Origin of the sequence: Streptosporangium sp. NPDC050855 (assembly GCF_044456585.1) — a bacterium.
Lineage (GTDB): Bacteria > Actinomycetota > Actinomycetes > Streptosporangiales > Streptosporangiaceae > Streptosporangium > Streptosporangium longisporum.
Window position 1 is genome coordinate 231,801 of record NZ_JBITFY010000009.1, and the last position, 19,875, is coordinate 251,675.

Annotated in this window: 23 protein-coding genes; 12 read left to right on the forward strand and 11 right to left on the reverse strand. The window is 72.5% G+C overall.

Translation table 11 applies throughout. The features are described from left to right. Positions 1–420 precede the first annotated feature (420 nt). From ACIBCT_RS19795 to ACIBCT_RS19805, 3 genes are all read right to left on the reverse strand, one after another. On the reverse strand, positions 421–672 hold the full coding sequence (locus ACIBCT_RS19795) for a Clp protease N-terminal domain-containing protein (protein WP_399190420.1): 252 nt from the start codon (positions 670–672) through the stop codon (positions 421–423). Between the two features lie 217 nt (positions 673–889). Beyond that, complete coding sequence (locus ACIBCT_RS19800; RefSeq protein ID WP_399190422.1) at positions 890–1,537, reverse strand: methyltransferase domain-containing protein; 648 nt, start codon at positions 1,535–1,537, stop codon at positions 890–892. Between the two features lie 278 nt (positions 1,538–1,815). After that, positions 1,816–2,469: a hypothetical protein gene (locus ACIBCT_RS19805; protein ID WP_399190424.1), complete on the reverse strand. Its 654-nt coding sequence runs from the start codon at positions 2,467–2,469 to the stop codon at positions 1,816–1,818. A 222-nt stretch (positions 2,470–2,691) separates the two neighbouring features. Between ACIBCT_RS19805 and ACIBCT_RS19810 the strand changes: the two genes are divergently transcribed. The 5 genes from ACIBCT_RS19810 (at position 2,692) to ACIBCT_RS19830 (ending at position 5,928) form a co-directional block, all read left to right on the forward strand. After that, positions 2,692–3,081, forward strand: a complete 390-nt coding sequence (locus tag ACIBCT_RS19810; protein ID WP_399190426.1) for a hypothetical protein — start codon at positions 2,692–2,694, stop codon at positions 3,079–3,081. Positions 3,082–3,229: 148 nt separating this feature from the next. After that, positions 3,230–3,421, forward strand: a complete 192-nt coding sequence (locus ACIBCT_RS19815; protein WP_399190428.1) for an ABC transporter permease — start codon at positions 3,230–3,232, stop codon at positions 3,419–3,421. 149 nt (positions 3,422–3,570) lie between these two features. Continuing rightward, positions 3,571–4,038 carry an SRPBCC family protein gene (locus tag ACIBCT_RS19820; RefSeq protein ID WP_399190430.1) on the forward strand — a complete coding sequence of 156 codons (468 nt, stop codon included), beginning with the start codon at positions 3,571–3,573 and terminating at the stop codon, positions 4,036–4,038. A 245-nt stretch (positions 4,039–4,283) separates the two neighbouring features. Then, entirely contained in the window at positions 4,284–4,664 is a 381-nt protein-coding gene (locus ACIBCT_RS19825) for a YciI family protein (RefSeq protein ID WP_399190432.1), read from the forward strand. Between the two features lie 31 nt (positions 4,665–4,695). Then, a complete protein-coding gene (locus ACIBCT_RS19830) occupies positions 4,696–5,928 on the forward strand; it encodes an RNA polymerase sigma factor (protein ID WP_399190434.1) in 1,233 nt (410 codons plus the stop codon). Positions 5,929–6,024: 96 nt separating this feature from the next. Here ACIBCT_RS19830 and ACIBCT_RS19835 read toward each other — a convergent pair whose 3' ends face one another. The 3 genes from ACIBCT_RS19835 to ACIBCT_RS19845 all read right to left on the reverse strand — a co-directional run bounded on the left by ACIBCT_RS19835 (position 6,025) and on the right by ACIBCT_RS19845 (position 8,861). Then, positions 6,025–7,560, reverse strand: a complete 1,536-nt coding sequence (locus ACIBCT_RS19835) for an MFS transporter (protein WP_399190436.1) — start codon at positions 7,558–7,560, stop codon at positions 6,025–6,027. After that, the gene (locus tag ACIBCT_RS19840; RefSeq protein WP_399190438.1) at positions 7,557–7,793 is read right to left on the reverse strand and encodes a hypothetical protein; all 237 of its coding nucleotides are present in this window, start codon (positions 7,791–7,793) and stop codon (positions 7,557–7,559) included. Before ACIBCT_RS19840 ends, ACIBCT_RS19835 begins: the two co-directional genes overlap by 4 nt. A 444-nt stretch (positions 7,794–8,237) precedes the next feature. Beyond that, positions 8,238–8,861, reverse strand: coding sequence for a hypothetical protein (locus ACIBCT_RS19845; protein WP_399190440.1), 624 nt, complete (start codon positions 8,859–8,861; stop codon positions 8,238–8,240). Positions 8,862–9,205: 344 nt separating this feature from the next. Here ACIBCT_RS19845 and ACIBCT_RS19850 point away from each other — a divergent pair, with 344 nt between their 5' ends. Further along, the gene (locus tag ACIBCT_RS19850; protein ID WP_399190442.1) at positions 9,206–10,147 is read left to right on the forward strand and encodes a ribose-phosphate diphosphokinase; all 942 of its coding nucleotides are present in this window, start codon (positions 9,206–9,208) and stop codon (positions 10,145–10,147) included. Positions 10,148–10,232: 85 nt separating this feature from the next. Here the strand turns inward: ACIBCT_RS19850 and ACIBCT_RS19855 are convergent, their stop codons facing one another. After that, a complete protein-coding gene (locus tag ACIBCT_RS19855) occupies positions 10,233–11,078 on the reverse strand; it encodes a L,D-transpeptidase family protein (protein ID WP_399190444.1) in 846 nt (281 codons plus the stop codon). Between the two features lie 151 nt (positions 11,079–11,229). Further along, on the reverse strand, positions 11,230–12,120 hold the full coding sequence (locus ACIBCT_RS19860; protein WP_399190446.1) for a GNAT family N-acetyltransferase: 891 nt from the start codon (positions 12,118–12,120) through the stop codon (positions 11,230–11,232). Between the two features lie 252 nt (positions 12,121–12,372). On the opposite strand from ACIBCT_RS19860, the gene ACIBCT_RS19865 reads away from it, so the two are divergent. The 5 genes from ACIBCT_RS19865 to ACIBCT_RS19885 all read left to right on the forward strand — a co-directional run bounded on the left by ACIBCT_RS19865 (position 12,373) and on the right by ACIBCT_RS19885 (position 15,973). Further along, on the forward strand, positions 12,373–12,885 hold the full coding sequence (locus tag ACIBCT_RS19865; RefSeq protein ID WP_399190448.1) for a SigE family RNA polymerase sigma factor: 513 nt from the start codon (positions 12,373–12,375) through the stop codon (positions 12,883–12,885). Further along, positions 12,882–14,108, forward strand: a complete 1,227-nt coding sequence (locus ACIBCT_RS19870; protein ID WP_399190450.1) for a hypothetical protein — start codon at positions 12,882–12,884, stop codon at positions 14,106–14,108. The genes ACIBCT_RS19865 and ACIBCT_RS19870 overlap by 4 nt, the downstream gene beginning before the upstream one ends. A 132-nt stretch (positions 14,109–14,240) precedes the next feature. Beyond that, positions 14,241–14,963 carry a PadR family transcriptional regulator gene (locus ACIBCT_RS19875; protein ID WP_399190452.1) on the forward strand — a complete coding sequence of 241 codons (723 nt, stop codon included), beginning with the start codon at positions 14,241–14,243 and terminating at the stop codon, positions 14,961–14,963. Positions 14,964–15,113: 150 nt separating this feature from the next. Next, on the forward strand, positions 15,114–15,527 hold the full coding sequence (locus ACIBCT_RS19880) for an SgcJ/EcaC family oxidoreductase (protein ID WP_399190454.1): 414 nt from the start codon (positions 15,114–15,116) through the stop codon (positions 15,525–15,527). Continuing rightward, positions 15,524–15,973, forward strand: coding sequence for a hypothetical protein (locus tag ACIBCT_RS19885; protein WP_399190456.1), 450 nt, complete (start codon positions 15,524–15,526; stop codon positions 15,971–15,973). The genes ACIBCT_RS19880 and ACIBCT_RS19885 overlap by 4 nt, the downstream gene beginning before the upstream one ends. 107 nt (positions 15,974–16,080) lie before the next feature. Here ACIBCT_RS19885 and ACIBCT_RS19890 read toward each other — a convergent pair whose 3' ends face one another. Continuing rightward, positions 16,081–17,469, reverse strand: a complete 1,389-nt coding sequence (locus ACIBCT_RS19890; protein ID WP_399190459.1) for an ATP-binding protein — start codon at positions 17,467–17,469, stop codon at positions 16,081–16,083. 1 nt (position 17,470) lies between these two features. Continuing rightward, positions 17,471–18,139 (reverse strand): response regulator transcription factor, encoded by a 669-nt coding sequence (locus tag ACIBCT_RS19895; protein ID WP_344892234.1) that lies wholly within the window; start codon positions 18,137–18,139, stop codon positions 17,471–17,473. A gap of 123 nt (positions 18,140–18,262) precedes the next feature. On the opposite strand from ACIBCT_RS19895, the gene ACIBCT_RS19900 reads away from it, so the two are divergent. Beyond that, entirely contained in the window at positions 18,263–18,904 is a 642-nt protein-coding gene (locus ACIBCT_RS19900) for a hypothetical protein (protein ID WP_399190461.1), read from the forward strand. Positions 18,905–19,260: 356 nt separating this feature from the next. Here ACIBCT_RS19900 and ACIBCT_RS19905 read toward each other — a convergent pair whose 3' ends face one another. Continuing rightward, on the reverse strand, positions 19,261–19,788 hold the full coding sequence (locus ACIBCT_RS19905) for a hypothetical protein (protein WP_399190463.1): 528 nt from the start codon (positions 19,786–19,788) through the stop codon (positions 19,261–19,263). Positions 19,789–19,875: the final 87 nt, after the last annotated feature.

Below are 19,875 nucleotides of genomic sequence, written 5' to 3' on the forward strand. Positions count from 1 at the left end.
ACGGAGGTACAGCTAGGGGTACCGGTGAGAGAACGTCCAGGTCGGAGAGTCGCTCAGGAGACGACGACGGCCCTCCTTTCGCATCGAAGCGGGAAGGCATCCGTGTCATGGTCAGCGACCGGTTGCGAAATGAGTCACAGTCCCATAGGTGCCAAGGCACCGGCGCTCCGCGTCACCGCACGGCCCGCCGGCCGCCGACCGGGCGTGCGGGGTGGGCGTCGGTCTTCCGGTATTCGTGGCGGCGGTCGTCATCCCCGTGGTGATGGCCGTCGTGCTCATCCGGCTCTTTCGAAGCCGATGTCTCCGGCGGGGGACTCCGCTCCGGGATGAGTGCGGCTGCCGATCACAGAGCCGTGGTCGGCCGAGACCGAAGGCCCGGTACCCGGCCGCGCCGGTGCCGGGGTCGAAGAGGTGCGCCGGTCAGTCGCCCTGGCCCGGGATTCCTTTGTACGAGTCGGAATCCATGATGGCCGGCAGGTTCCGTTCCAGATCCGCGATGTGGACACCTGACGATGCGAGAACCTGCGTCGGGAGGGAATGGGGGTCCCGGACTATGGCGAGGAACAGGTGCTCGACGCCGACGTGATCGTGATTCAGTCCTCGTGCGATCTCCCGGCCGGCTCTCACGATGTTCTCGTGACGGGGCGTCGGGCGTGGCTCGGTGGGGCTCACGGGTTCTCCCTTTCGTGATCGACGCCGGCATTCTCGAGGCCACCTCTTCATGCTGCCGCAGCGACCCGGTTCGCAGCCGGTCGTCCCGGTGGCGGGGCCGGTCTGCGGGCGGGAAGCCGTCGAGCCGATACGGTCCTGCGATCGGATCGCCGGGGGACGGCCGGTACCTGCCCGTGGCCTGGCATCCGTGCCTCGTGCCGCGGCGCGGGTCACCGGGTCACCGTTTGCGGGCCAGCAGTTGCACTGCTCGCGCCGGGTGGCCGTTCATCGTGACGACGGAGATCCGGCGTTCCTCCATGAGATCGAATTCAGGCAGCAGGGCGTACAGGCCGGCAATGTCGTGGTGTCGCACCACCGCACCGTCGTCGGTGGCGAACACCCCGTACGGGGTTCCGAATCGCCGGGCGTAGGCGGCGTAGCGGTCCCGGCTTCGTTCGTCGTCCTGCAGCACCATGTCACTGATGTAGAGAAGCCCGCCGGGTGCCAGGACGCGGACGAGTTCGGCGATGAGCGCCCGCTGCGCGTCGTCGTCGGGAATGCACGTCAGCACCGCGAACAACAGCACGACGTCGAAGCTCGTCGGCGGGTACGGCAGGTGTGGCGGGGACTCCAGTACCGCGAGGCGCAGGTCGGGGTGCAACCGGTGGCCCCGCGCGATCAGAGCGGAGGACAGGTCCACTCCCGACACGTCGGAGAAGCCCCGGCGGCTCAGCTCGGCGATGACACGGCCGTAGCCGCAGCCGTAGTCCAGGATTCGAGCCTCCCGGCCCATGATCGTCGTCCAGCCGGGATCGACGGGGTGGGTGAAGGTCTTCTCGGCGCCGGCGGTGTCCCAGTAGGTGAGTTGGCGATCAAGACCGTTCATGGGACCACGGTGCGCGGCGCGTCTCGACCGTCCCGTGGGTGGCGATCGGAGTGCCGGGGCGCACCGGTCGTGTCAGTGCCCACCGCCGAGCGTCCGGGCCGGTCGCCGGTCGGGTGCCGACATCGCTCCGGCTGCGCGGAGGCGGCCGTCTCCTCAGCCGGTGGCAGGAGCACGCCTTCGAGCTCCTCGGCCGGTGACAGGGGCAGGGCTTCGAGGTCCTCGGCCGACGACAGGAACAGGCCTTCGCGTTCGGGCGTGAGTACGGTGGCCATGGCCGTTCAGGTCCCTCCTGCCGAGTCGCCCCAGGGTTCGCGCTCCCGCGCTCCTTCGATCACGCGCCCATGCCCGGGTGACGGTACGTGGGTTCCCATGCTGTGAAATTCCGGGCGTTCTGCGAGGAACGCGGGGCCGTAGAGCTGGAATGCGAGGAGAACGCTGAACCATGGCGCGCCGGGACCCGTGAGGCGGAGCGGGTCGATGCCGTTGAAGACCAGGGTGAAGGTGAAGTCCTGCGGTGCGGGCCACAACTCCACGACGGCCCGGTGTTCCCAGGTGACCCACCGGTCCGAGGCGAACGCCATGATCCGATGGCTCGTCAGCATGGTGCGGTTTTGACCGTGGAACCGCCATTGCTGAGCCGCCATGGCCTCGGCCTGGCGTTTCCGGTGCGCGTTTCCGGCGGCGCTCGCCAGCAGGCCGGCGGCGAACATCACGGGCCCGCCGAAGGCGAACGTCGAGTGCGTGTAGGTGACGTCCATGCCGTACCACACCTCGTGGCGCAGCTGGGTGTCTCCGTGCAGGATCTCGCCGGGGAGAAGCCGTACGGTCTGTGGTGGAAGCCGAGGCACCGGGTGCCCGGCCAGCAAGGACTGCCGTAGGTGGGACGCGCTGTGCCAGCCGTGCGCCAGTTCCTCCTCGGTCCACGAATTCATGATCGATCACCACCAAGGCTGCGAAGGGGCATCCGTCATCTTCCCCGGAGCCTGAGCCCGTGGCGATCGTTGAGGGATTAAGGGATCTCCCATATGTGACATCCGTAGCGGGATGCAGCGCTTAATGTCACGCAAAGGAGTCCATAATGCATATGTCCTTTTGAAGTGCGCGTCGCTCCCTCCTGTGCGACGGGCCGGACCCGGAGGTGGCGGGCCGTCCCGGTGACCGCGGTGCCGATGTGGCCGACCAGGTTCGACACCACCACGCCCGCCGAGGTGGCCGAGGTGGCCCGGCGCCTCCCCGGCGCCGTCTTCTCCCGGGTCCGCTTCGCCGGCCACGACCTCACCACGGGTGCGCCCGCGGACGAGTGCGTCCGCGCCACGCTGCGTACGTTCCTGGCGAACCCGCGCGCCTTCCACGGCGCGCCTCGATGCGACCGGACGAACTGCGGTCGTCCGGACGGCGAGGTCACCGCCCGGCTGGACGTCACCGGCGGAACCGGGTCCCACCCGGTGCGCCTTTCGTGGAAGGCCTTCCACGCCACCGACGACACCACCGTCTCCGGCACCTTCGCGAACCGGTCCTTCACCGGGACGATCCCCCGGTTCTGAGCGATCCGGGCGGCGACAGGGGCGTCGGGGGCGTCGGGGGCGACAGGGGCGACGAGGGCAGGCGCACGGTCACCGTGAGCCCGCCCTCCTCTCGCGGTTCGGCCACCACTTCCTGACGGAGGCGCTGCTGCTGTCGGCGCTCGGCGGGGTGGCAGGGCTCGCGCTCGGCGTCCTGGCGACCACCGGGTACGCGCTGTCGCAGGGCTGGCCGCCCACGATGCCCGCCTGGGTGCCGGCCGGTGCCTTCACCGCCACGCTGGTCGTCGGCGCGATCGCCGGGATCCACCCGGCGATCAGGGCCTCCCGTCTGGCCCCCACGGTGGCCCTGGCGGCGAGCTGACGTCCGCCCGCGACCGCGGGGCCCCGACCGGCCTGGCCCGCCCTGTTCTCCGTGCTCAGGGCGGCAAGGTCGGGGGTGTCCCCGCGCCGACGGCCTCGACCGGCCGGACGTGACGGTCCGAACGGAGCCTGCCGCCTTAGGCTTGGTGCATGACGGGCTTTGAGATCGTCACGCATGTCATGGCGCCACCGGAGCGGGTCTTCGACGTCTCGTTGGACGTGGACGTTCACGCGGCGTCGATGGCGGGATCCTCTGAGCAGGCGGTCGGAGGTGTGACCGCCGGTGCCCTGAGGCTGGGCGACACCGTCACGTGGCGGGCACGGCACTTCGGCGTCCACTGGCGGATGACGTCCGTGATCAGCGCCTACGATCGCCCTGACCTTTTCGTGGACGAGCAGGTGTCAGGCCCTTTCGAGCGCTGGCACCACGTCCACCGTTTCCGGCCCGACGGCCGCGGCGGCACGGCGATGAGCGACGTCATCGAGTTCGCCGCGCCTTTCGGACCCGTCGGAGGTATCGCCGAGAGGCTGGTTCTCCGCCGCTACATGGCCGAGCTGATCGAGGCCCGGAATCGGTACGTCAAGAAGGTCGCCGAGACCACGCCCACGGCCGGTTGAGGATCCGTCCCTCCCGGGCGGGACCACCGTCCCCTGCTCGCCGAGACCGTGTGCCCTCGCCGCCTCCCGCACGTCGGTCCGCGGCACGGGTCTCGCCCTGGCCGAGTCCGCAGCTCCCGTTTTCTCTGAAAGTCAGGGATCCGGGGTCGCGGTGTAGAAACGGCCCGCTCCTCGTTCGACGTACAGGTGAGAAAGGGCCGCTCGGCGGAACGGGACGGGCGGCCACCACCGAGGAAGGACACGTCATGAAGGTCATGGTCATGATCAAGATCAACGGTGCCGACGAGGCCGGGATCACTATGACGCCGGAGATGGCGGCGGCCATGGACGCCTACAACGAGAAGCTGACGAAGGCGGGCATCATGCTCGACGGCACAGGTCTGGGGTCGAGCTCCGGCGGGGCGCAGGTCGTCTTCGAAGGGGGGACGACCTCGGTCGTCGACGGCCCGTTCACCGAGAGCAAGGAGATCGTCGTCGGCTTCTGGATCTGGCAGGTCTCCTCCGTGGAGGAGGCCGTCGAGTGGGCCCGGCAGTGCCCCGTCCACCCGGACGGGGCACGGGAGGTCCTGGAGGTGCGGCCCGTCCACGAGGAGGGGGACCCGGAGGCCGCGGGAGCGCGGGGCTGAGGACGTCCCCGGTGTCCGGGAGGAGGACCTGATGGACGTACGGCGCACGGTCGAGGCGGTGTGGCGGATCGAGTCCGCGCATCTGGTGGCCTTCCTGGCCAGGGTGGTCCAGGACCTCGGGCTCGCCGAGGAGATCGCACAGGATGCGTTCGCCTCGGCCCTCGAACAGTGGCCGCGACAGGGCGTCCCGGACAATCCCGGCGCCTGGCTGACCACCGTGGCCAGGCGCCGGGCGATCGACCTGATCCGCCGCGAGCGCATGCGGGACCGCAAGTACGCCGACCTGGCCACCGGCCTCCTGGAGTCGGGACCCGGGACCGGTGCCGCGGCGGACTCGGAGCTGCTGTCGCTGATCTTCGTCGCCTGTCACCCGGTCCTGTCCCGCGAGTCCCGCGCGGCGCTGGCCCTGCGGCTGGTCGCCGGGCTGGGCACCGAGGAGATCGCCCGCGCGTTCCTGGTGCCCTCCGCCACCATGGGGCAGCGGATCTCCCGGGCCAAGCGCACGCTGGCCGAGGCGCAGGTGCCGTTCGAGGTGCCCGGCGACGGGGAGCTGACGGCGCGGCTGTCGGCGGTGCTGGAGGTCGTCTACCTCGTCTTCAACGAGGGCTACTCGGGCACGTCGGGACAGGAGTGGGTGCGCCGGGACCTCGCCGAGGAGGCCATGCGCCTCGGCCGGATCCTGGCCGGCCTGCTGCCCCGCGAACCCGAGGTGCACGGGCTCGTGGCGCTGATGGAGCTGCAGGCGTCCCGCTTCCGGGCCCGTACCGGCCCGGACGGCGAGCCGGTCCTGCTCCAGGATCAGGACCGTTCCCGCTGGGACCGCACCCTGGTGGCGCACGGCCTGTCCTGTCTCGCGCGCGCCAGGAGGACGGGCGGGCCGCTGGGGCCGTACACCGTGCAGGCGGCCATCGCCGCCTGCCACGCCCGCGCCCCCCGCTTCGAGGACACCGACTGGGAGGCCGTCGTCTCCCTGTACGACGCCCTCGTCCAGCTCGCGCCCTCACCCGTCGTGGAGCTCAACCGCGCGGTCGCGCTGGTTCACGCGGACGGGCCCCAGGTCGCGCTGGAGGCGCTCGACGCGGTCCGCGCCGATCCGCGGATGGCCCGCTACCACCTGTTCGGCGCCGTGCGCGGCGACGTCCTGCTGCGCCTGGGCCGGCACGCCGAGGCGGCCGAGGAGCTGGAACGGGCGGCCGCCCTGGCGCCGACGGCACGCGAGCGCACCCTGCTCATGGAACGGGCGGCGGCCGCGGCCTCCCTGTGAACGACCGGGGACGCGCCCGGACCAGGCCGGACCAGGTCGGACCAGGCCGGACCAGGCCGGACGTGCTCCATGAGGGGCCGGCCGCGGCCCGCGTCCTCAGTGCGTCCCGGCGTGGCCGGCCGGCACGTCCCGGAGTCCGGCCAGTACCATCAGCGCCGCGGCGGTGGTGAGGACCGCGCACATCACGGCGCCGCCCCGCAGGCTCGCGGTGACCGCCTGGTACGCGCTGTCCAGCAGGGGCCCGGCCGTGGAGGCGGGCAGGCCGCCGGCGACGGCCAGGGCGCCGCCCACGCTCTCCCGCGCGATCGCGGCCGCACCCTGCGGTACGGCGTCGCCGATGTGGATCGTGGCCCGGTACAGGGCGGTTCCCACGATGCCGATCGTGGCGATGCCCATCGCGATGCCGAACTCACCGGCCGTCTCGGTCAGCGACGCGGCGGAACCGGCCCGTTCCGGTGGCGCGGACCGCATCGCCAGCGTCGCGCACAGCCCGCCCATCGGGCCGATGCCGATGTTCACGACGACCAGGGCGGTGACGGTGAGGGGCAGGTCCCCCGACCCGTCGAGCAGGGTCAGCAGCAGGTACCCGGCGGTCGCGAGGGCGAGCCCCGCGGAGATCACGTACGCGGGCCGGAACCACCGGATGAGCACCGTCGAGAGCTGGATGACGACGAGCATGGCGAGGACCGGCGGCAGCATCCACAGCGCGGCCGCCAGCGGTGACAGCCGCTCGACCGACTGCAGGTACGCCGAGACGAACAGCTGGTTCGCCCCGGTCAGCCCGGCGCACAACGTCATCAGCAGGGCGGTGCGGAAGGTGCGGTCGCGGAACAACCTCAGGTCGAGCAGCGGGTCGGCCAGCCGGTTCTGCCGGCGCACGAACAACGTCCCGCTCACCAGCCCGATCACTAGGGCCACCAGCGTCAGGACGTCGAGACCGTCGCGTGCCGTCTGCTTGAGCCCGTACACCAGCGGCAGGACCGTGGACAGCGACAGGGCGACGCTGGCCACGTCGATGCGTCCCGCGTCCGGGACGCGGTGCTCGGGCAGCAGCTTCGGGCCGAGGACCAGGAGCAGCGCCATGACCGGCACGCCGATCAGGAACGCCGAGCCCCACCAGAACGACTCGAGCAGTACGCCGCCCACGACCGGCCCGAGCGCGGTGCCGCCCATGAAACAGCCCATCCACACCGCGATCGCCGTCGCGTGCCGTCTCGGGTCGGGGAACATCGTGCTCAGCAGCGCGAGCGTGGACGGCATGATGGTGGAGCCGGCCACCCCCAGCAGGGCGCGGGCGGCGATCAGCATCTCCGGGCCGGTGGAGCAGGCCGCCAGCACCGAGGCGGCGGCGAAGCACACCGCGCCGATCAGCAGCAGCCGCTTGCGGCCGATACGGTCGCCGACGGTGCCCATCGTCACCAGCAGACCGGCCAGGACGAATCCGTAGATGTCGACGATCCACAGCTGCTGGACGCCGTCGGCGCCGAGGCCGCCCGCCACGTGCGGCATCGCCAGGTACAGCACGCTCATGTCGAGCGCGACCAGGATCGTGGGAAGCGCCAGCACGGCCAGGCCCACGTACGCCCGGCGCCCGGCGCGGGCCGGGGTGGCGCCGGTGACCGGGGCGTTCACCGGACCGTCCGCACGACCGGGGCGACCGGGGCGACCGGGACGGTCGGGGTGATCGGGTTGGCCGAGGTGACCGGGATGCCGGGGGCGGATGGGGGGGCAGGGGTGGCCGGGGCGGTGTCGGCGGCCCCGGTGGACGCGGTCGCGTCGCCGGGCGCGCCGGTCGGCGACGACGGGGCCGGGCCGGTGCCGGCCACCTCCCGGCACGGCGGGTAGGGCATGTGCGGTATCGGCATGACCAATCTCCGTCTTGTTCGGCGTGGTGTCGCCGGTACAACCCGCGGCGACCGCCGAACTCATCGCCCGGCGCGGAACCGGCCCCGATCGTGCCGGGCGTGCCGACGGTATGACGTGGACGCACCTCCTGGTTCCACGGTCATGAGCAGGGTTCCGGTGACCGGTGCGACCGGCAGTGCGCCGGAGACGGCCCGCGAGCGGTCGACGGCGGCAGGGGAACGCGGCCTTCGCAGAGGCCGGCCCGAGGGCGTGGGAGTCGTTCGTGGCCTCGCCCGAGCGGGTGACCGACACCGTGGAACGCCTGCTCGGGCGACCGGCGCGGACGTCCCGCCCGTGGGCCGAGGAACACGCGGACGACCTCCGCCGGCGTCCGCGGGATTTCACGGGAACGGCGTCCGGCCCGGCTGGTGCGGGCGGCCCGGTCGGTGCGGCCGGTGCGCGGTTCAGAGGCCGGGGGCGGGCCGCTGACCCGGGCACGGCGCTCCGACGCCGATGAGGACCTCCCGGAAGGCGCGCCCGTCCACGCTGACCAGGACCGGAAGGCAGCCGGCCTTCCGGGCGAGGTATCCGCCGACGAAGGCGATCCACTCGTTCCCGGCGTCGCAGCGATTCACCACGCGCATGCCGGTCGGGCCCTGACGACCCCATTTCAGCCAGAAACGGTCGGCCACCCTCTCCGGCACGGCCAGCTCGACGTGCCGTCCGCGCCGCACCATGAGGCCCTGCTTGGCGAACAGGCCCTCGCTCCCGTCGGGCAGCCTCGTCCTGGACACCTGCAGGGCCCGCTCGTGCGTCCTGCTCGTCGGCAGGGCCACGGCACCGCCGACGACCTCCAGGTTCGCGGAGGGGGCGCGTTCGGCGGCGACCATGCCGTCGCACTCCATGACCACGGAGTCCGTCGAGCCTCGCGGGGCCGCCGTGGAGGGCGGGGATGGCGGGGAGGCCGACGGTGGTGGCGGGGAGGACGGGGACGCGCTGCGCGGCCGTGCCGGGGACTCGCCGGACGAGCATCCGGCCGCGCCCTGGAGGGCGGCGAGCAGGACGACCACGGCGACGCGGGTTCGCATGCGCCCAGTCTGCCCGCCGCCCTCCCCTGACGCACCGGCCCGCCGGCCGCCCTCCCGCGACGCACCGGGCCTGACGCACCGGCCTGTCCGCCGCCCTCCCGCGACGCACCGGCTCGTCCGCACCGGCCCGCCTACCCACCGCCCTTTCGCGTCCCCCTCTCCCGACGTGCCGGTACGGCACCTCCGGAGACGATCGTCGTTCCGGCCTGTCCCGGACCCCCTCCGATCGTTCCGCCGGGTCGTCCGAGATGCTTGGAAGCGACACCGGAGTCCGGCCCGGGGCCGCCGGTGACACGGCCGCGGGACCGGCCGGTCCGGACCACCACACAGGCAAGGAGCGCCTCGTGCGAGACATCACCGTGTTCAGCGGTAGTGCCCACCCCGAGCTGGCGGCGGAGATCTGCGCCCACCTCGGGACCCCGCTGCATCCGGTCCGGGTCAAGCGCTTCGCCAACGACTGCATGGAGGTGCAGCTCCAGGCCAACTGCCGGGAACGGGACGTGTTCCTGATCCAGCCGCTGGTCCCCCCGGTCCAGGAGAACCTGGTCGAGCTGCTGCTCATGCTGGACGCCGCCAGGGGGGCCTCGGCGGCCAGGACGACCGTGGTGATGCCGCACTACGCCTACGCCCGCTCGGACAAGAAGGACGCTCCCCGCATCTCCATCGGCGCCCGCCTGGTGGCCGATCTCCTGGTGGCGGCGGGCGCGGGCCGGGTGCTCACCATGACCCTGCACTCGCCCCAGGTCCACGGTTTCTTCAGCGTCCCGGTCGATCACCTGCACGCCCTGCGCGAGCTGGCGGCCCACTTCCGCCGGTACGACCTCTCCGAGACCGTCATCGTCTCCCCCGACCTGGGCAACGCCAAGGAGGCGGCGACGTTCGCGCGGATGCTCGGCGTGGGGGTCGCGATGGGGGCCAAGCAGCGGCTGAGCGACGACCGCGTCGTCATCAGCTCGGTGATCGGCGACGTCGAGGGCAAGGACGTCATCATCCTGGACGACGAGATCGCCCGGGGCACGACGGTGATCGAACTCCTCGACCGCCTGCGCGAGCGTGGGGTCCGTTCGGTACGCGTCGCCTGCACGCACGGCCTCTTCGCCGACGGGGCCGTGGACCGCCTCGCCGACCGGGCCGAGGTCGAGGAGGTCGTCTGCACCAACACGGTGCCCGTCCCCGACGTCAAGCCCGACTCCAGGCTGACGGTGCTGTCGATCGCTCCCGCGCTCGCCGAGGCCATGCGCCGGATCCACGACGGCGAGTCGGTCAGCGCGCTGTTCGACGCCTGATCCTCCCCGGGACGCCCTCCCCGGACAGTGCTCAGCGGACAGTGCTCAGCGGACAGTGCTCAGCGGACCGTGCTCAGCGGGACCTTCAGTAGGCGGGCCGGAGAGCGGGACCGGGATCGCGCGAGGTCCCGCGTCGTTCGCCGGGAGTGCGCAGGTTCGGCTCCCGGCCGGACTTCGAGCGGTGCCCCTCGCGCAGGTGGGAGCGCCGGACATGGACGGGGTGGCCGGGGCGGAGCAGCCGGTACAGGTCGACGGCGTTGTGCAGCGGGACCCGGACGCAGCCGTGCGAGGCGGGGTAGCGGGGGACGAGGGTGGAGCCGTGGACGGCGATGCCGCCGTTGAAGTACACGGGGTGGAACATCGACCCCAGGACCCCGGTGGACCAGCCCGGTGCCCGCTGCCCGGCCCGGAAGTCCCCGACCGGGGTCTCGGCGAAGCCGCAGTGCCCCTCCTCGCAGTACGACCTGCCCGCGCCGGTGGAGATGTGGCTGACCAGCACCGGCCGCCCGCGGCTCCAGACCGTGAGGAGCTGGCGCCGCAGGTCGATCTCGGTCCGCTCGGACTCGCCGTTCCTCACCAGGGGCCTGATGGGCCGGGGGTGCAGCAGGGCACGCCAGGTCGGCGGGTCGATCCTGTTGACCGGTCTCAGCCCGTTGGCCTTCTGAAAGGCCCAGACGGTCATGCGGAGGGCGGGGTCGTACGTGAGGGTGAGATTTCCCGGAGAAAAGCCAAGTCGCTTAAGTCTTTTTTTCACGTTATATACTTCGATTCCCCTGTTGCCCTCCCTGATGGCGGTGAACTGGTCCGGCAGCGGAACGCGCCGGAAATTCGGGGACGGATCGACCATGGCGCCCGCGGTGCCGCAGCACAGGGCCGTGACCAGGGTGAAGGCCGAACCGGCGATCAGACAGCGGTGGATGGTGCTTCGCATATGTGACGTCTATCCGCTGCCAGGTGAGATCAACCCTGTAATGCCGCTTGCCAGTAAGTAAGAGTTATAAGGCCGCGTGCGATCTCATGATCGTCGTAGGGGAATTTTCGATACAAGGGGGATATGTCGTATCGAGAAAGGCGCACGCGTTTTATCGAAGCCGCGTGTAGCGGACCGTCCGGTCGACGGCCCGGAAGCCGAGCGTCTCGTACAGCCGGGCGGGCACCGGATGGCCCGCGTCCCCCCGGGGGTGGACGATCGCGCTTCCCGCCCCCGTCCGCCCGAGCCGGTGCAGCGCGTGCAGGCAGACCGCGCGGGCCAGTCCCATCCGCCGGAAGTCCCGGTGCGTGCCGACCGGCTCCAGCTCCCCGACACCGTTGACCTCGTCCGGCCAGATCAGGCAGTACGCGGCCAGGCGGCCGTCCGGCGCCTCGATGACGCAGTCCAGCTCCGGCCGGTACGGCCACGCGCGCATGACGTTCCGGTAGCTCTCCTCGGTGACCGACGAGGGGGCGAACGCCGACCGGTGGACGGCCACCCTCCCGGCCACGTCCTCCTCGCCGCGCACGTGCCGCGCGGTGAAACCGGCCGGCACCTCCGGCTCCGGCAGGTCGCGCAGGTCGCGCGCCATGCGCAGCAGGAAGGGCGCGTCCGCCGGTCCGGGCCGGTATCCGTGCCGGACCAGGGTCGCGGCGAGCTCCTCCTCGCCCGCGAGGATCGTCACGGCCGTCCCGGTCGTCCCGCTCCGGGAGACCACCCCGTGGAACCAGGCGAGCACCTCGCCGGCCAGCTCGGCGTGCCCGGGATGCACGAACAGCTCCAGCTCGCCCGGAGGCGTCGCCCACCCCCAGGCCAGCGTCTCGTCGCCGCGTTCCCAGAGCACGGTCGGCCACTCCGCCTCCCGGCCCACGTGCTGGAACCGGCTCCACGCGAGACCGCCGACGTGCGGCCTGGCGGCGGGGTGCCAGGCGGCCCGTACGAGATCCTGCATCCTGCGCAGGTCGGCGGGGCCCTCGTAGGGGCGCGCGACGATGTTCCGCACCGTGTCCGGTGTCCTTCCCGTGGGGCGGTCTCGCGGCGAGCGGGGTGTCCCGCCCCGCCACCCCGCATTCTTCCTCCCGCTTCGTGGGGGCGCATCCGGATATCGTCCGGCCCGCCGCCCCTCTCGTCCGTCCCGTCCGTACGAAGGCCGTCCGCGCGGAAGACGCTCCCCGGGGAAGGTCGTCCGCGCGGGGAGGCATAGCGGCGACCCTCCGGCGCGTCTACAGGGGGACGACACGAAGTGGAGGTGATCGTGGACGCCGCAGAGGAGCGACGTTTCCGCGAGTTCGTCTCGGCGCGCTCTCCCGCGCTGATGCGCCTGGCCTTCCTGCTGACCGGGGGCGACCAGCACGCGGCCGAGGATCTCCTGCAGACCGCGCTGGTCAGGACGGTCGCCCGGTGGAAACGGGTGGAGACGCCCGAGGCGTACGTCCGGCAGGTGATGTACCGCCAGCAGGTGTCGTGGTGGCGGCGGCGCGGTGAGACCGTGGTCGCCGACCTGCCGGAGGGAGCCGTGGAGGACGGCACGCGGGGGACGGATCTGCGCATCGTCATGCGCGAGGCCCTGGCCAGGCTCACACCCCGGCAGCGGGCGGTACTGGTGCTGCGTTACTACGAGGACCTCCCGGAGGCGGAGGTGGCCGGAATCCTCGGCTGCTCGGTCGGCACGGTCCGCAGCACGACCCACCGCTCCCTGGCCCGCCTGCGCCACCTCGCACCCGAGTTGAAGGGGCCGCACACGATCTTCGGGGAAGTGACGAGATGACCATCGACGAACTGGTGAGGCAGACCTTCAGGGAGTGGGCGGAGCAGGCCCGGGTGCCGTCCGGCGACCTGGCCGGATCCGCTCTCCGGCGGCGGCGGTGGGCCCGGACGCGGACGTTCGCGGTGGCCGCGGGGGCGGCCGCGAGCGTCGTCGTGGCGGCGGTCACCGTCCCGGCACTGGTCCGGGGAGAGGAGCCGCGGGACGACCGGAGGGGGGGAACGGTCGTGGTCGCCGAGCCGGACCCGTCCACCGAGACCGCCGCGGACCCGGACTCCTCGCCCCCTGAGACCCTGGTCGCCGCGGGCAGGGCGGCGGCCTACTCCTACTACACCTGGGCCGAGGAGAAGATCTCCGAGGACCGCCAGGTCAGGAAGATGACCTGGCACCGCTACGACCGGGAGCTGGGCCGCTACGAGCCCACCCCGTGGGCCTGGCTCGACGTCGCCAGGGGGGGAAGGGCGGCGGCGTTCCTGGAGACGGTGCCCGCGAGCCGGGTGGGGGTTCTCACCGGGCGCGGGACCGAGGTCCACTGGATCACCCTGGATCGTCCCGCCGCGTCCGTGTACTGGTCCCCGGACGCGACCAGGCTGCTGCTCACGAACTACTCCGCCAACCCCGACGAGTCCTACGTCGTAGAGGAAGGCACGCAGCAGACGTCGGCACCCAGCCGCATCGGCTTCACCGTCGTCGAGCTGGCGGAAGGCCGGTCCACCTTCCAGGGCCTGCCGCATCATCCCGACGAGATGGGTACCCGTAGCGATCTCTCCTGGGCGGACGACGGCACGCTCGTCTGGGAGCACAGTTCCAGCGGGTCCCCGATGAAGAGGTACTACGACCTGCGGGGCAACGCCCAGGCCGCGCCGTCAGAGGAGGCCGACACCTACCAGCAGGCCGGCCTCTCGCCGGGCGGCAGGCGTCTGGCCGTTGACGGTCCCGACCGGAGCGCGATCGTCGGCGTCCGGGACCTGACCACGGGGAGCACGGTCCCGTTCAACGCGGCCCCCGGGTACTGGATCGAACAGGCCGTGGCGTGGGCGGACGACGAGCGTCTCATCGTCTGGGCCTGCGAGAGGAAGGGCGAGAACGACTGCGTGGGCGGCGAGTTCCGCAACCGGCTGCTCCTGGTCGGCCTGAACGGCGGCGAGGCCGTGCCCCTGTCCGGCTACCGGGAGAACAACCAGGTGGCGGACAAGACCTGGGAACCGGACTTCACCACCCGCTGACCGTCCGCCCGGGGGCGACCGGATCCGTCCTGTGAGTCGTACGAGACTCCTGTCTTGTACGGCTCACAGGCATGTCGCTATAGTGCAAAACGCCATAAGGAATTTCGCACTAGAGCGTCGACGGGAGCGGTCATGGCACGGGGAGCGGATCTGGCCGGGCTGACCGTGCTCGCGCTGCTCTCGGTCAGACCGAGCCATCCCTACGAGATGCACCGGTTCGTGGTGGACACGCACAAGGACTACCTGACCGGCCTGCCGCGCAGCCTCTACCACGCGGTCGACCGGCTGGTCAGGGACGAGCTGATCGTGCCCGTCAGCACCGGCAGGGAGGGGCGGCGGCCCGAGCGCACCGTCTACGAGCTGACCGGCGAGGGCAGGGCCGAGCTGGCCACCCGCCTGCGCCGGTCGCTGGAGGAGGTGGGGCCGGACGGCCTCGCCTTCACCGCCGCGCTCTCCATGGCGGGATGCCTGCCCCCGATCGAGGTGGAACGGGCGCTGCGCGGCAGGGCCGCCACCCTGGAGGGCAGGGTGGTCACGGCCGACGAGAGCCTGCGGGGGCTGACCGGGAGCGGGCTGCCGCCCGTGCTGCTGCTGGAGGTCGAGTACGAGCGCGCCCTGCGCGCGGCCGAGCTCGGCTGGGTACGCGGCCTCCTGGCCCGGCTGGAGTCGGGCGAGATCACCTGGGACGACCCCGGCAACCGCGAGCTGCTCGGCCGGACCGGCGTGGACGCGGGACCGGCCGGGTCCCACGACCCCGGCGGGGAGCCCGGCCGGTCCCGCGTACCGGAACGAGAACCGGAAACCGGGAAAGGGGAACGGAACGCGCGTACGGACGACCGGAAGGACCGCACGTGAACGAAAGGGCCGCCGACCCGCGGCCGTGAGCGCCGGCCGGGTGCGCCAACACCCGGCCGGCGGAGAAGACACCGAACCGACCGCGAGGCGGCCGTCCCGGACTCCAGAACTCCAAGGATAGGCCCCTCGCCCATCGCGAGGAGAAGACCCATGCCCACCCCCACATCCGCCGACGCCGAGATCCGCGATCTGCTCGACCGCCTGACCGCGGCCTGGAACGCGGGCGACGCCGACGCCTACGGCGACCTGTTCACCGAGGACGCCGACTACATCACCTTCTTCGGGCTCCGCCTGACGGGCCGCCAGGCCGTCACCGAGGCGCACCGCGCCCTGTTCGAGGGACCGCTCAAGGGCTCGCGCCTGACGGGCCTCTCCTCGGGAGAGGGCGGAGCCGACGTCAAGCGGGTACGGCCCGACGTCGCCGTGGTGATCTCCACCGGTGCCCTGGCGGGGGCCGACGCCCCGCCCGACCCCGCCCGGGACTCGATCGTCACCCTGGTCGCCGTACGCGACGACGCCTGGAGGTTCACCTCCTTCCAGAACACCCGCCGGACCTCGCCGTGAGGCCCGCCCCGCTGTTCGAGGCGGCCGGGGTGGTCGGGGCCCCGCCCGGCGAGGTGGGACGGCTGCTGCTGACCGTGCGTCCCGGACCGGTCGGCCGGGACAACCTCTGGCTGCTCACCGCGCACGGCGGCGTCGTCTCGGGCGGGCCGGAGCGGTTCACCCTCAGCACGCCGGCACACGCCATGACCGTCGAGGTGACCGGGAACGGCGGGGACACCATCGCCGTCCAGGGCGGCTGGTGGTACCGCGGTGAGTACACCGTCGCCCCGCACCCGGAGGGGACCCTCGTCACCCACCGGGTCCGCAACGTGGCGAACCGCTGGAGATGGGGCGTCCCGCTCGCCAACCGTTTCTTCGTCGGGTTCCGGCGGGACACCCGCGCCGGGTTCACCGACGGGCTCCGGCGGATCGGCGACGAGCTGGGCTGCCCCGCGCGCCTGCTCTGACCCCCTCGGGGGCGTGATCCCGTACGGGCCGATCCGTGCGGGGTCGTGCGAAGAGCGGGTGTTCCGATCCCGCGCGGGAGTACGGCCCCGCGGGAGTACGGCCCCGCTCAGCGGGACGGGCCCGGTTCCCTCGCCGGGAACCGGGCCTGGAGCCACGCCCCGGGGGATCCGGCGACCACGCGCAGGCCGCCGCCGTGCCGTACCGCGATGTCCCTGGCGATGGCCAGCCCGAGGCCGGAGCCGCCCGCGTCCCTGTCCCTGGCCTCGTCCAGGCGGGTGAACCGGTCGAAGACCGCCTCGCGGTGCTCGGCGGGGATGCCGGGACCGTCGTCGCGCACGTCGAGCACCACCTCGTCCCCCTCGACGGCCAGCCGGACGACGACCGCCGAGGCCGCGTGGCGCACCGCGTTGTCCACCAGGTTGGCGACCAGCCGGCGCAGCTGTCCCGCGGAGCCGAGCACCACCGCGTCGGCCGCGACCTCCAGCCCGACCTCGATCTCCGGCCTGGGCCGCGCCCGCGCCGCCTCCTCGGCGACGACCTGGCCGGCGTCGACCTCCTCGGCGTGGACCGGCTCGCCGGCGTCCAGGCGGGCGAGCAGCAGCAGGTCGGAGGTGAGCGCCTGGATCCGTTCCACGTCGGTCAGCGCCTCGGCCGCCGGCGGTCCCGGCGGGGCCAGCTCCAGGCGGGTCCGCAGGACGGCCAGCGGGCTGCGCAGCTCGTGGGCGGCGTCGGCGACGAAGCGCTTGTGCCGCCCGACGGCCACTTCGAGGCGGTCGAGCGTGCGGTTCATGGTCTCGGCCAGGCGGGCGACCTCGTCGCGCGCCCGCGGCACCGGGACCCTGCGGTGCAGGTCGCTGGCGGTGATGTCGGCCATCTCCGCGCGGATGGCCGAGACCGGCGCCAGCGCCCGGCCGACGGCCAGCCAGGTGAGGGCGGCGACCAGCAGCAGCAGCGCGGGGATGCCGGGGATCAGCAGGCCGCGCAGGGCCCCCAGGGCGTTCTCGGCCGGCTCCAGCGACGCCCGTGCCTGTACGAGCAGCACGCCCTCGGCGGTGTCCACCGGCATCGTGGCCACGGCGAAGGACTCGCCGGGCGCCCACCGCGTCATCTCGTCCTTCTCGGCCGGGACGACCCTCTCCACGAGGGTCGTGAAGGTCCCGCCCTTCGCTCCGGGGGGCGGGACGCCGTCCGACATGCGGGTGGAGAGGACCGGGCCCGGCCGTACGGCCTTCGCGAAGACCTTGATGTCGGGGTCGAGGACGGCCGGTTCGGCGGACCCGATGGTGCCGCTCATCACGAGGTCGCCCCGCACGGAACCGGTGGCGAGCACGTCGGCGGTGGCACCGGCGCGGCGGGCGGCCTCCCCGGCGGCGCTGCGGGTCAGGTTCCCGGTCAGCACCCCGACGAGCACCGCCGCGGCCACGCCGAGCGCGATCGCGACGATGGCGGTGGCGGCGAGCGTCGCCCGGAGCCGTACCGACAGGTGCGACGCCATCTCAGGCCTCCAGCCGGTAGCCGGCGCCGCGGACCGTCACCAGCGACGATCGGCCGAACGGAGAGTCGATCTTGCGGCGGAGCGCGCTCACGTAGACCTCCACGATGTTCGGATCGCCGTCGTAGGAGAAGTCCCACGCCTGGGCCAGCAGCTCCCTCTTGGAGACCACCTCGCCCTGCCTGCGGGCCAGGCCGTGCAGGACCGCGAACTCCTTGGGGGTCAGCGGGATGTCCACCTCTCCCCGGCGGCAGCGCAGCCCCGCGGGGTCCACGGTCAGGTCGCCGACCGTGATGGACACCGGCCTGGCCGTGCCGCCCCGCCGTACCAGCGCGCGCAGCCGGGCCAGCAGCACCACGTAGGAGAAGGGCTTGGACAGGAAGTCGTCCGCCCCGGTGTCGAGCGCCTCGGCCTCGTCGTGCACCCCGTCCTTGGCGGTGAGCATCAGGATCGGCGTCCAGTTCCCCGCGTCGCGGAGCCGGGCGCACAGGGTGTAGCCGTTCATCCGGGGCAGCATGACGTCGAGCACGATCACGTCGTACGGGTTCTCGGTCGCCATCCACAGCCCGTCGCGGCCGTCGTGGGCGACGTCGACGGCGAAGCCCTCGCCCGCCAGTCCCTCCTTGAGCAGATGGGCCAGGCGTTTCTCGTCCTCGACCAGCAGCACGCGCATGTCGCTCAGCGTGCCGCATGCCACCTAAAGCCAACCTGAAGACGCGTTCCGCGGCCTTCAGCCTGGGTTCAGGTGGCGCACGGGAACCTGTGGTCTCCAGACCCGCTCGATGAGGAGAGACCCATGCGTATCCGTATGCTCGCCACCACCCTGGTGACGACGGGAGCCCTGATGGCCACCCTCACCGGGGCCGCCAGCGCCGACGGCACGCCGGACCCCGGGGACGGCGCCGTCCTCGTCACGTGCGAGGGGGGCGGCGCGGTGGCCGTGAGGGTGAAGGCGTTCACCGAGGCCGAGATCGAGGAGATGAAGAAGGCGGGGAAGATACCCGCCGTCCCCGCCCTTCCGGCCCGGCCCGGGACCGGCGGAGTCACCGAGGGCCGCGGGGACGACGGGGTCGTCCGGGCCGTCCCGAAGCCGGGGACCATGAAGTCGCAGGACCTCAGGCCCGGGGACCTGAAGCCGGGGGACCCGAAGCCGGTGGACCCGAAGGCCGTGCCCGAGGGGGCCGACGTCACGGTCATGGTCCGTCCGGACAAGGTCGACAAGGTGGTCGACAAGGTGGAGAAGGGCAGGGGGCCGGAGAGGACGCGCGTGGCCACGCCCGAGCCCGGTGAGGCCGGACCCCTCAAGAAGGGGGAGCACTTCGTGCTCGCGGAGGCCGCGCCGGTTCCGGGCGAGGACGGCGTCGCGCACGGGAAGAGCGAGACCCACATCGCCCTCTCCGGTGACGGGCCCCTCATCACCTGCGCGACGAAGAAGTGACCTCGCACCGACGTCCGGAGGGCCACGGGGGCCGACTCCGGAAGGACTCCGCGGGCCGGCCGGTGAGATCCGTGCGGGAGTGACCCGGCCGGCCCGCGGTCCGCATCCGTGACCCCGCGGATCCCTGCGAACCCCCGCGGGGCGTCGCGACGTCCGGCGGGCCCCGCGTATTCGGGATGCGCGGGGGGCGGGGCATGGGCGCGGGATTCACGGGCGCGAGGCGACCCGCCCTCCGTCCCGAGCACGCCCGGCCGCGCGAGGCCCGGCACGAAGTACGGCCCGCACCATCGTGATGGTGCGGGCCGTACGTCACGGACGTGCCGTACGCCGCGTTCGGGCTGCGGCGTACGCGACCGTCAGGGCTGTGTCTTGGAGGTGTGCTCCGCCCTGGAGTCGTTCGTACCGCTGGACTCGCCGGTCTTCGAGGTGGCGTCACTCGTCACCTCGGGGACCGCGGCCGCCGCCGCCTCCGTCTTCTGTCCCACCCACTGGGACGCGTCGGAGGCGCTCTCCTTGAGCGTGTCCGCCCACTGGTCGGCGTTCTTGCGATACAGCGCGTAACCCGCCGCTCCGAGCGCGACGCCCGTGACCAGAAGGAGCATCGGCCACTTCCTGGACTTCGCGGGAGCGGGATCGATCCTCGCCGCGGCCTGGGACAGCGCGGCGCTGATCCTCGGCGCGAGCTGCTCCTCGATCGAGTGCGCGGCGGCGTCGAGCCTCGGCGCCGCCCACCCACGGGCGACGATGATCTTTTCGCTGGCCGCGTCACGGGCATGACTCGCCGCTTCGCGGGCCTGGTCGGCCATCGGGCCGACCCGGTCCGCGGCTCGGACAGCCTGAGCCTTCACGTGGCGCAGCGACCTTTCCGGTGCCACGATCTTCATCTGGCGCTTTCCAAACACTGCTAGAGGCACAATCAACCTCCCCATTCGTTGGGGCCCCGCCGCCACCCCTTCCCGCTCGAAGGCACC

Bases quoted from the DNA above. Each gene is read 5' to 3' on its own strand.
- ACIBCT_RS19800 (WP_399190422.1), bottom strand. From the start codon at position 1,537: ATGAACGGTCTTGATCGCCAACTCACCTACTGGGACACCGCCGGCGCC.
- ACIBCT_RS19805 (WP_399190424.1), bottom strand. From the start codon at position 2,469: ATGAATTCGTGGACCGAGGAGGAACTGGCGCACGGCTGGCACAGCGCG.
- ACIBCT_RS19820 (WP_399190430.1), top strand. From the start codon at position 3,571: ATGACGGGCTTTGAGATCGTCACGCATGTCATGGCGCCACCGGAGCGG.
- ACIBCT_RS19825 (WP_399190432.1), top strand. From the start codon at position 4,284: ATGAAGGTCATGGTCATGATCAAGATCAACGGTGCCGACGAGGCCGGG.
- ACIBCT_RS19830 (WP_399190434.1), top strand. From the start codon at position 4,696: ATGGACGTACGGCGCACGGTCGAGGCGGTGTGGCGGATCGAGTCCGCG.
- ACIBCT_RS19840 (WP_399190438.1), bottom strand. From the start codon at position 7,793: ATGCCGATACCGCACATGCCCTACCCGCCGTGCCGGGAGGTGGCCGGC.
- ACIBCT_RS19845 (WP_399190440.1), bottom strand. From the start codon at position 8,861: ATGCGAACCCGCGTCGCCGTGGTCGTCCTGCTCGCCGCCCTCCAGGGC.
- ACIBCT_RS19855 (WP_399190444.1), bottom strand. From the start codon at position 11,078: ATGCGAAGCACCATCCACCGCTGTCTGATCGCCGGTTCGGCCTTCACC.
- ACIBCT_RS19870 (WP_399190450.1), top strand. From the start codon at position 12,882: ATGACCATCGACGAACTGGTGAGGCAGACCTTCAGGGAGTGGGCGGAG.
- ACIBCT_RS19875 (WP_399190452.1), top strand. From the start codon at position 14,241: ATGGCACGGGGAGCGGATCTGGCCGGGCTGACCGTGCTCGCGCTGCTC.
- ACIBCT_RS19880 (WP_399190454.1), top strand. From the start codon at position 15,114: ATGCCCACCCCCACATCCGCCGACGCCGAGATCCGCGATCTGCTCGAC.
- ACIBCT_RS19890 (WP_399190459.1), bottom strand. From the start codon at position 17,469: ATGGCGTCGCACCTGTCGGTACGGCTCCGGGCGACGCTCGCCGCCACC.
- ACIBCT_RS19895 (WP_344892234.1), bottom strand. From the start codon at position 18,139: ATGCGCGTGCTGCTGGTCGAGGACGAGAAACGCCTGGCCCATCTGCTC.
- ACIBCT_RS19900 (WP_399190461.1), top strand. From the start codon at position 18,263: ATGCGTATCCGTATGCTCGCCACCACCCTGGTGACGACGGGAGCCCTG.
- ACIBCT_RS19905 (WP_399190463.1), bottom strand. From the start codon at position 19,788: ATGAAGATCGTGGCACCGGAAAGGTCGCTGCGCCACGTGAAGGCTCAG.